Genomic DNA, 10007 nt, shown 5'->3' with positions numbered 1-10007 from the left:
GCACTGCTTCATCGCTGTATCCATACCCCTCATGACTGTTATCAGCCTCTACGGATGGGGCGGAGTTACCCGTATGATTGCCGTATGGCCGGATATCGGAGAAATCGACCATCAATCCTTCCGTCGGTTTGATTCCTTTGCTTACTTTATACGGCCCCATCCACAATGCGTAATTTTCTTTATAGGCAGCTTCAAACGCATTGGTTTTGGGTTTGATGAGCAATTTTTTATTGGTTCTGTCTACTGCGAAATATTCCAGTTTTGTTTGGGCTTTCAGTGTTTCGGCATTGTATAGGTGCATTTCGGTTCTGTTGCGTATCGTTCCGAATACGTCGATGTTAATAAACACATCTGTATCGGCATTGGCAGGAGAAACAACGTCTATGCCGCGCAGGAAAAATACGGTCTGTACCAAGTGGGAAAGAAAGGCGGTGTCGCGCGGGTTGGTCGTCAAGGTTTCATTTCGATAATCCCCCATCCCGCCAATATTTAAGCCCAGACTGCTCCTACTTCCGCTACCGTCTGATTGGGTGCGCGAGAGTGCAGGGGCATTAAGTGTAGATAAAGAAGTGGTTAAACCCGTCAAACCGCCTGATGTTGTTTCAGCGGTGGTTTCGTAACGCGGATAGGTGTAATCGGTGCGGACGGCAGGGCTGTTTATGTATTCGCCGCGAATCAGTGCATCAATGGAGTAGCGACCCCCTGTCAAACTGCCTGAACCTTGGTCGCCCATAGTTGCAATGTACAATGCAACTTTTCGTCCGTGTAATGCCTGTAAATCCATGTCTTTAACGGCAGCTCTGGCAGAAGCGGCCACAAGTTCTTGTTCGACCGCGAAGCGTTTGCCTCCGCCATGCGATGGAATACCTGTCAGTGTCCCGCAGGCGGATAAAATAAAAACTGAAAAAAGAATAGGTATCAGCAGCCGTGCCCGCATAGATTTTCTCCTTTGATGAAAAACAAATTGTATCAAAATTGTAAATATAGTGGATTAAATTTAAACCGGTACGGCAAGGCGAGGCAACGCCGTACCGGTTTAAATTTAATCCACTATAATCTCCATATAATAAATGGCTGTCTGAAGCCCATATGCGACTATATCTGCCGACCCTATGGTCAATCATCAATCAGCAGTGGACCAGTGTGCCTTCGTCTTCGCCGGTAATGACGCGTTTGAGCGAGCCTTGTTTGGCGATGCCGAAGACGACGATATTGAGCTTGCGTTCGCGGCAGAGGGCAAAGGCGGTCGCGTCCATGACTTTGAGGTTTTTATTCAAGGCTTCGTCAAAAGTAATGGTTTCGTAGCGTGTGGCGGACGGGTCTTTTTTCGGGTCTGCGGTGTACACGCCGTCGACGTTGGTGGCTTTGAGCATCACGTCGCAGTTCATTTCCGCGCCGCGCAATGCGGCGGCAGTGTCGGTCGTGAAGAACGGATTACCGGTACCGGCGGCGAAAATCACGACTTTGCCTTCTTCCAAATATTGAATGGCTTTAGGACGGGCGTAAGTTTCAGCGATTTGCTGCATAGACAGTGCGGATTGTACGCGCGCTTTGATGCCCAAGGTTTCAAATGCGTCTTTGAGTGCCAAGGCGTTCATCACGGTCGCCATCATGCCCATGTAGTCGGCAGTGGCGCGGTCCATGCTGCCTGCTTGTGCAGATACGCCGCGGAAAATGTTACCGCCGCCGACAACGATACCGACTTGCACACCCATTTTCACGATTTCGGCAATTTCGCCGACAGTTTGAACAATGGTATCGTGATTGATGCCGAACGGATCGGAACCCATCAGGGATTCGCCGGAGAGTTTCAGTAATACGCGTTTGTATTTGATTTGCTGTGTCATGGGATACCTTGCTTTCTTGAATGTCGTCGGTCGGAGTTGGGACGTCTGAATTTCAAATGGTCGGATTACAATGATATGGTGTGTCGTTCTATTATTGTTTTGTTTTCAGACGGCCTTTATATTCGGTCGTCTTAAAATAGGTACCGTAAACGGTTTTCTCAAAAAAAAGCACCCTGATTCGTTTGGAATCCAGGTGCTTTCTTTTTCATAAGTGCCTTACACTTTGGCGGCTGCGGCTACTTCGGCTGCGTAGTCGACAACGGCTTTCTCGATACCGTCGCCTACTTTGTAGCGGATGAAGCTAACCACTTCAGTGTCGTTTTCTTTAGCGAATTGGGCAACAGTTTGGTCAGGGTTCATCACGAATGCTTGGCCGTTCAGAGTGATTTCAGCCAAGAATTTGCGGATACGGCCTTCAACCATTTTAGCGGCGATGTCGGCAGGTTTGCCGGAAGCGATGGCTTGCTCGGTGTAGATGTGGCGTTCTTTTTCAACGGTTTCAGTATCTACTTCGGCTTCGCTTACGCATTGCGGTTTGGCGGCAACGATGTGCATACCGATTTTGCGTGCTACATCTTCAGAGCCTTTGTACTCGACCAAAACGCCTTCGGTCGCCAATGCGCCGTGGATGTAGGCAACCAGTTGGTTGGCAGTGTCAATCACTTGGAAGCGGCGGACAGACATGTTCTCGCCCAATTTAGCGATGATGGCTTTGCGTTCTGATTCAACCAGTTCGCTCAGTTCTTCAACAGAAGCCGGTTTTTTCTCGGCAGCAGTTTTCGCAACGAAGTTGGCAAATTCTACGAAGCCGGCGTCTTTAGCAACGAAGTCGGTTTCGCAGTTTACTTCGACCAATGCGCCGACATTACCGTTGATTGCATAAGCCAATACGCCTTCGGCAGCAGTACGACCAGCCAGTTTGCCCGCTTTCGCACCGGATTTAATACGCAGGATTTCTTCGGCTTTGTCGAAGTTGCCTTCAGCTTCAACCAAGGCTTTTTTGCATTCCATCATACCCAGGCCGGTAGCGGCGCGCAGGTCGGCAACCATTTTTGCAGTAATTTCTGCCATTTTGAATCTCCTAGATTTTTGGGAAATACGGAAAGGATTTTCCACATTCGGGAATCGTGTGCCGCGAACGGGCGTTCAGACGGCATATTTGAGAAAAGGGGCATAACGCCCCTCTTCTGTGTACCGAATTACTCGGCAGCGGTTTCTTGGGCAGCGGCTACGGTTTCTTGCAGCGCTTGGTTTTTGCCTTCCAAAACTGCGTCGGCGATGCCTCGGCAGTACAGGCGGATGGCTTTGGCGGAGTCGTCGTTGCCGGGGATGACGTATTTCACGCCGTCTGGGCTGTTGTTGGTATCGACTACGGCGATAACGGGGATGCCCAGTTTTTCAGCTTCAACCAGAGTACCTTTTTGGTAGCCGGTATCGATAACGAAAATCGCGTCGGGCAGGCCTTTCATGTTTTTGATACCGCCCAAAGAGCGTTCCAGTTTTTCAACGTCGCGTTGCATTTCCAGAATTTCTTTTTTGCTGAAACCGCTTTCGGCAGCATTTTCCAAGGCTGCGGTTTTTTCTTCCAGGCGTTTGATGGATTGCTTAACGGTTTTGTAGTTGGTCAGCATACCGCCCAACCAGCGGTGGTCGACGAAAGGCATACCGGCGCGGGTCGCTTCTTCGCGGATGATGTCGCGTGCCTGGCGTTTGGTACCTACGAACAATACCGTACCTTTGTTGGCAACCAGACGACGTACGGCTTCTTGCGCCTCTTGGAACATCGGCAGGGTTTTTTCCAAGTTTACGATATGGATTTTGTTGCGCGCGCCGAAAATGTATTGAGCCATTTTCGGGTTCCAGAAACGGGTTTGGTGACCGAAGTGAACACCGGCTTCAATCATCTGACGCATAGTAATTTGAGACATGTTATTTCCTTGAAAGGGTTAAAGAGCACACATTCAATCGCATAGAACTTGATAGGCGGCGCCTATTGTCAAGCACCCTTCGGCGAAAGTGGGCATAAGTTTTAAAAATAGTGTGTTTCCGAAATGGAAAACTGACGGATTATAGCGGATAAGATGCCGTCTGAAAAGGGATTCAGGGTTTTGTGCCGCTGTCTTTTTGCCGTTGTGCGCGCTGCTGTTCGGATTCTGCCTGTTCCTGCTGCCTCATCAGGCGGTTGCGGCGGCGGACGGTTACGGCGAAGACCGTGAACACGGTGGGCAGAACCACCCAAAAAACCAAATAAATCAAAGCGCGCGCAATACTCGGCTGCGCGGCGGAATACATAACGGCAACAAAAAGATAGCCGATGGCGACGATGTGCCACATTGTGTGCGTCCTGTTTGAATGTTAACAAAATCGTTATAATCGCAACATTCTACCGCAATCCTGAAAGGCCGTCTGAAATGAGGAACGAGGAAAAACGCGCCCTGCGCCGCGAATTGCGCGGGCGGCGTTCGCAAATGGGGCGGGACGTGCGGGCGGCGGCGGCGGTAAAAATCAACCGCCTGCTCAAACGTTATATCAAAAAGGGGCGGAAGATCGGCGTGTATTGGCCGATGGGCAACGAGCTGCGTTTGGACGGCTTTGTCCGCGCGGCGCAAAAACGCGGCGCAAAACTCTATCTGCCTTATATCGAACCGCACACGCGGCGGATGTGGTTTACGCCGTATCCTGAACGCGGAATGGAACGGGAACGCAAGCGCGGTAGGGCGAAGCTGCATGTCCCTCAGTTTGCAGGGCGCAAAATCCGCGTGCACGGTTTGTCGGTATTGCTCGTCCCGCTTGTCGGCATAGACCGCGAAGGCTACCGTTTGGGGCAGGCAGGCGGCTATTACGATGCGACGCTTTCGGCGATGAAATACCGTTTGCAGGCGAAAACCGTGGGCGTGGGCTTTGCCTGCCAGTTGGTGGACAGGCTCCCACGCGAGGCGCACGACCTGCCGCTGGACGGTTTTGTATCGGAAGCGGGGATATTGTGTTTTTAGCCGTTCAGACGGCATTTCGGGCGGAAATGCCGTCTGAAGGCGGAATATTGGGAGAAAAGGATGTCGGAAAGGATAATACTGCCGGTTTTGTCATTGGGCGGCGTACGGTTCGAACCGTTGGATGTGCATCATGAAACGGGTTTGCGCGAGGCGGTTTGCGATGGGGAGGTTTGGAAGCTGGGGGTAACGTCCGCGCCCCATCCGGATAGGGTGGCAGACTATATCGGGACAGCATTGGCAACGCGTTTGGCGTTTGCGGTTGTCGATGAAGAGGCGGACAGGGTGGTCGGGACAACGGCGTATTATCATTTTGAACCGCAGATTCCGCGTTTGGATATCGGATTCACATGGTATGCGGCATCGGCACGGCGGAAACGGATAAACACCTGTTGCAAAATCATGCTGTTGGATTACGCATTTGATGTTTTAGCTTGCTGTTGCGCGGGATGGCGCACGGATATTCTGAACCTTGCCTCGCAACGTGCCATCGAACGGCTGGGCGCGGAAAAAGACGGCGTGCTGCGTATGCATATGCTCCGTAAAGACGGCAGTGTGCGCGATACGGTTGTGTACAGTATGCTGAGGGAAGATTGGTGCAAAAACAGGGAAATCCTGACCGGCAGGTTGGCAGGGTATGGCGTGCAGGTGTGAGGCAGTATTCTCAAATTTAAAAAACTTAACGCGATATGCTGACAATCTTTTAAAAATTAATATATAAACAATTTTGATTTTTTGTCTATTAAAAATTTGATATATATAGATAAATAACTATTTTTATTTTTTGTTTCGCAGTTCCCCGGCTTGGCGGGCGACAGAAAAACTTTGCATTTCCCAGTAAAATCCACTACATTCACGATAACATATTACAAGCCCCTGAAGCGGTGTCGGAAGCCATACTTGCAACGCATTCCAACCCCGAAACAGCGTGCTCGGACACACACCATTGCCGGTTTCCCCTGCTTTTGCGATTCAGGCGTTTGTAGTACGGCAAATAACCATAAGGGCAGAAGATGCCTGTTTTTTAGGAGTAAACCATGGCTGAAGCGACAGACGTTGTCTTGGTGGGCGGCGGCATTATGAGCGCGACTTTGGGCGTTTTGCTCAAAGAACTCGAACCGTCTTGGGAAATCACCCTGATTGAACGCTTGGAAGATGTGGCGTTGGAATCGTCAAACGCGTGGAACAACGCCGGCACGGGGCATTCCGCGCTGTGCGAATTGAACTATGCGCCGCTGGGTGCGGACGGCGTCATCAATCCGGCGCGCGCCCTCAATATTGCCGAACAGTTTCATGTCAGCCGCCAGTTTTGGGCGACGCTGGTCGCGGAAGGCAAGTTGGAAGACAATTCCTTCATCAATGCCGTGCCGCATATGTCTTTGGTGATGAACGAAGACCACTGCCGTTACCTGCAAAAACGCTATGATGTGTTTAAAACGCAGAAACTTTTTGAAAATATGGAATTTTCCACCGATCGGAACAAAATTTCCGATTGGGCTCCGCTGATTATGCGCGGCCGGGACGAAAACCAACCCGTCGCCGCCAACTATTCCGCCGAAGGCACGGATGTCGATTTCGGACGGCTGACGCGCCAGATGGTGAAATATTTGCAGGGCAAGGGCGTAAAAACCGAGTTCAACCGCCACGTCGAAGACATCAAACGCGAATCCGACGGCGCGTGGGTGCTCAAAACCGCCGATACCCGCAACCTAGACTGGCAGCTTACCCTCCGCACCCGCTTCCTCTTCCTCGGCGCGGGCGGCGGCGCACTGACCCTGCTGCAAAAATCCGGCATCCCCGAAGGCAAAGGCTACGGCGGCTTACCCGTGTCCGGCCTGTTCTTCCGCAACAGCAACCCCGAAACCGCCGAACAACACAACGCCAAAGTGTACGGGCAGGCTTCCGTCGGCGCGCCGCCGATGTCCGTCCCGCACCTCGACACACGCAACGTAGACGGCAAACGACACCTTATGTTCGGTCCTTACGCAGGTTTCCGTTCCAACTTCCTCAAGCAAGGCTCGTTTATGGATTTGCCGCTGTCCATCCATATGGACAACCTCTATCCTATGCTGCGCGCCGGCTGGGCGAATATGCCGCTGACCAAATACCTGCTGGGCGAATTGCGTAAAACCAAAGAAGAACGCTTTGCCTCCCTGCTGGAATACTACCCCGAGGCAAACCCCGACGACTGGGAACTCATCACCGCAGGGCAACGCGTCCAAATCATTAAAAAAGACTCCGAAAAAGGCGGCGTGCTGCAGTTTGGTACGGAGATTGTCGCCCACGCCGACGGCTCGCTCGCCGCATTGCTGGGAGCGTCGCCGGGCGCATCGACCGCTGTGCCGCTGATGATCCGGCTGATGCACCAATGCTTCCCCGAGCGCGCCCCGTCTTGGGAAGGTCGTCTGAAAGAGCTGGTACCGGGTTACGGCATCAAGTTGAACGAAAACCCTGAAAGGGCGGATGAAATTATCGCCTATACCGCGAAAGTGTTGGATATTTAAACCGAATCTTTCAAGAAAAGCCGTACCCCCATATGGTGTTGACGCCGTCCCTGCCGGTTATGCCCTTCATCCGGCAGGGCAGGTTTTGATACACGGGGCAGGTAATCGTTTTTTCCCTTTTGCGAATAATGGAACGGTCAAAAAACAGCGTTTTCAGAAATGAAAACGCTGTTTTTTGTTGCCTGATTAACGTGGGGAACAGTCTTTGAAGACGATTTGGTTGTCAGGTGCGGTAATCATAATAGGCTGTTTGCGGTAGGATTTGCTGTCCATTGCGCCGGTGCTCAGCACATAACCGCCTTCTTTGCCGTAGAACGTGTCCATATTGTCGGATTTATCCAAATTGATGGGCATTTGCACACGTTTGCCGTTGATGACGGCGGAGGCGTATGTGGTCAGACCCTGTTTGTTGAAGCCGTAGGTTACTTTGACTTTTTTACCTTGCTGGCAGACGTAGCTGACGGTTTTTTTGGCAACGGTGGGGTTGTCCGTGCCGGCGGCGGCCATACTGCTGAGCGCGATTGCGGAAGACAGGATTGCAGTGGTCAGAAGTTTCATTTTTATTCCTTTGGATAGATGTGGAGTTTGCCCGTTTCGGACTGTTTGACAGTCTAATGTCGGCGTATCCTGAAATAAACAGGAAATTGGATAAAGTTTGTAAAAAGGCAGGTTCGGGCGGTTCGGCGGTTTGAGGCAGGGGCGGCAGGCGGGATACGGCGGCCTGTCCGGTGTTTCAGACGGCATTGTTTGCATTTTTCGGAAATGAAAAACCTCCGGGCATCCGGAGGTTGCGGTTTAACCTTGTTTTTTTCTTTCGGCCTTGGTCTGTTTGGACAATTCGGCATACAGGTCGGGATGGTGTTTTTTCAACAGGGCGGCGATTTCCATATCTTTTTTGTTGACTTTTGCCAAATCGAGGCATTCGATATGGACGAGGCGGAGCAGTTCGCGTACGGGTTTGGGCATCTTGCGGCCGGTTTCGTAGCGTGAACCTCCGGATTGAGTAACGCCGACCTTGCCCCAGAAGTCTATCTGGTTCATCCCGGTCTTTTTACGGATGGCTTTAACATCTTCTATATTTTCAAATATTTTCATAAAACTTCCTTTAAGTTTTTCTGGTTGCGGGGCAAATTCCGATTTGCTTTGTTTTCGTAATGTGCCGGGTCAAGCCTGTTTTTATATTGCATACAGCTTCAGGGTTTGCCGGTGGCGGGGCTGACGGTGAGGATTTCGTAGCCGGTTTCGGTTACCAAGACTTCGTGTTCCCATTGGGCGGAGAGGGAGCGGTCTTTGGTAACCACCGTCCAGCCGTCGTTGAGGATACGCAGGTGGCGTTTGCCTTGGTTGATCATCGGTTCGACGGTAAAAATCATACCCGGTTTTAGAACGGGACCCTGCCCTTTTTTTCCGTAGTGCAACACTTGCGGGGCTTCGTGGAAACCGCGCCCGATGCCGTGTCCGCAGAATTCTTGTACAACCGAATAACCTGCATTTTCGGCAACCTGTTGGCAGGCGTAACCTACGCCGCCCAGCGTCGCGCCAGGTTTGACGGCTTCTATGCCCGCCATCATAGAGGCGTGGGTTACGTCGATCAGGCGTTGGGCGATGGGGGAGACTTTGCCGACGGTAAACATACGGCTGGAGTCGCCGTGGAAACCGTCTTTTTTGATGGTGAGGTCGATGTTGATAATGTCACCTTCTTTGAGCGGCTTGTCGTCGGGAATGCCGTGGCAGATGACGTGGTTGACGGAGGTGCAGCAGGATTTGGGGTAGGGCGGGTTGCCGTAGTGGAGGGGGGCGGGATAGCCGCCTTGGACGTTGACGTGGTAGTCGTAAACAAGTTTGTCGATTTCGTCGGTGGTGATGCCGGGTTTGACGAATTGTCCGATGTAGTCGAGGGCTTCGGCGACGAGTTTGCCCAGCTCGCGCATTTTTTCGATTTCTTCGGGGGTTTTGATGATGATGCCGTTCATAATGCTTCCTTGGATTGCGGGTGTGCCTGCCGTGCCGGGTCAAAAGAGGTTGTCGAGAATCTCTTTATGGGGTTTGGCCGGCGTGTTTTTCGGGGTGTCCGGTTTGGTATGGTTTTCTTTGGGCGTTTCTTTTTCTTTGGGTGTTTCTTTGGGCTGCGCCTGTTTTTCGGGTGTTTCTTTTCGGGGTTCGGGATGGGGGGCGTTTGTGGGCAGTACGGGGGTTTCTTTGAGTGTGTTTTCAGCTTGTGTTCCGGTGCCGGTTAACGAATCGGCTGCCCGGGCCGCATCCGAAGGGCGCGGTTTGACCCGGTTTTTCTTGGGTGCGGCAGGGGGCGGCAGTCCGCTGCCGCTTTCTTCTGTGCCGTCCGGCTGTGCGGGTTCGGATGAGGCGGCGTGGTGGTGTTCGGGTTGGGCGGCATCTTGTCCGACGGCGCCGTTTGGCAGCCAGAATTCGGTTTCGCGGGGGCTGTCGGTGTGTTGCGGTTCGGTTTGGAGGGTTTTGTCGCCGTTCGGGTTGAATGTGCTGACGATGCCTACTGCCAATGCGCCGATGGCGGTGATACAGATGAGCAATACGGCGCGTATCAGGAGTTTGGGGGTCAGCCTGAAGGGTTTGTTCGGTTTTTTTGCCATTTTGATTGTGCTTTTGGGGTGTCGGGCAATGCCGTCTGAAGGCGGTTCAGACGGCATTGC

12 protein-coding genes are annotated in these 10007 nt (G+C 52.1%); 3 read left to right on the top strand and 9 right to left on the bottom strand.

Translation table 11 applies throughout. From position 1 onward, the window contains the following. From mafA to DFR77_RS05840, 5 genes are all read right to left on the bottom strand, one after another. Positions 1-937, bottom strand: a 937-nt coding sequence (gene mafA, locus DFR77_RS05870) for an adhesin MafA (protein WP_050160431.1), incomplete at its 3' end; no start/stop codon positions are given. Between the two features lie 190 nt (positions 938-1127). Then, the gene (pyrH, locus tag DFR77_RS05865) at positions 1128-1847 is read right to left on the bottom strand and encodes a UMP kinase (protein WP_003686859.1); all 720 of its coding nucleotides are present in this window, start codon (positions 1845-1847) and stop codon (positions 1128-1130) included. Positions 1848-2063: 216 nt separating this feature from the next. After that, entirely contained in the window at positions 2064-2918 is an 855-nt protein-coding gene (gene tsf / locus DFR77_RS05855) for a translation elongation factor Ts (RefSeq protein ID WP_010355774.1), read from the bottom strand. Positions 2919-3046: 128 nt separating this feature from the next. After that, positions 3047-3775: a 30S ribosomal protein S2 gene (rpsB, locus tag DFR77_RS05845; protein ID WP_003686861.1), complete on the bottom strand. Its 729-nt coding sequence runs from the start codon at positions 3773-3775 to the stop codon at positions 3047-3049. A gap of 172 nt (positions 3776-3947) precedes the next feature. Continuing rightward, a complete protein-coding gene (locus DFR77_RS05840) occupies positions 3948-4181 on the bottom strand; it encodes a hypothetical protein (RefSeq protein WP_003697814.1) in 234 nt (77 codons plus the stop codon). Positions 4182-4258: 77 nt separating this feature from the next. Between DFR77_RS05840 and DFR77_RS05835 the strand changes: the two genes are divergently transcribed. From DFR77_RS05835 to DFR77_RS05820, 3 genes are all read left to right on the top strand, one after another. Then, on the top strand, positions 4259-4840 hold the full coding sequence (locus DFR77_RS05835; RefSeq protein WP_025456083.1) for a 5-formyltetrahydrofolate cyclo-ligase: 582 nt from the start codon (positions 4259-4261) through the stop codon (positions 4838-4840). A gap of 60 nt (positions 4841-4900) precedes the next feature. Beyond that, positions 4901-5491 (top strand): GNAT family N-acetyltransferase, encoded by a 591-nt coding sequence (locus DFR77_RS05830; RefSeq protein WP_003696457.1) that lies wholly within the window; start codon positions 4901-4903, stop codon positions 5489-5491. Positions 5492-5874: 383 nt separating this feature from the next. After that, the gene (locus tag DFR77_RS05820) at positions 5875-7341 is read left to right on the top strand and encodes a malate:quinone oxidoreductase (RefSeq protein ID WP_003694444.1); all 1467 of its coding nucleotides are present in this window, start codon (positions 5875-5877) and stop codon (positions 7339-7341) included. A gap of 186 nt (positions 7342-7527) precedes the next feature. Here the strand turns inward: DFR77_RS05820 and DFR77_RS05815 are convergent, their stop codons facing one another. The 4 genes from DFR77_RS05815 to DFR77_RS05800 all read right to left on the bottom strand — a co-directional run bounded on the left by DFR77_RS05815 (position 7528) and on the right by DFR77_RS05800 (position 10004). Beyond that, positions 7528-7899, bottom strand: a complete 372-nt coding sequence (locus DFR77_RS05815) for an ACP-like domain-containing protein (protein ID WP_010355785.1) — start codon at positions 7897-7899, stop codon at positions 7528-7530. A 237-nt stretch (positions 7900-8136) separates the two neighbouring features. Further along, on the bottom strand, positions 8137-8436 hold the full coding sequence (locus tag DFR77_RS05810) for a helix-turn-helix domain-containing protein (protein WP_003686868.1): 300 nt from the start codon (positions 8434-8436) through the stop codon (positions 8137-8139). 98 nt (positions 8437-8534) lie between these two features. Next, positions 8535-9314 carry a type I methionyl aminopeptidase gene (gene map / locus DFR77_RS05805; protein WP_003686869.1) on the bottom strand — a complete coding sequence of 260 codons (780 nt, stop codon included), beginning with the start codon at positions 9312-9314 and terminating at the stop codon, positions 8535-8537. Between the two features lie 39 nt (positions 9315-9353). Further along, complete coding sequence (locus DFR77_RS05800) at positions 9354-10004, bottom strand: hypothetical protein (RefSeq protein ID WP_003694443.1); 651 nt, start codon at positions 10002-10004, stop codon at positions 9354-9356. Positions 10005-10007 lie beyond the last annotated feature (3 nt).

The sequence above is a fragment of the Neisseria gonorrhoeae genome (assembly GCF_003315235.1).
Lineage (GTDB): Bacteria > Pseudomonadota > Gammaproteobacteria > Burkholderiales > Neisseriaceae > Neisseria > Neisseria gonorrhoeae.
Note: the sequence above shows the minus strand (reverse complement) of the source record. Positions and strands in the feature narration are given on the sequence as shown.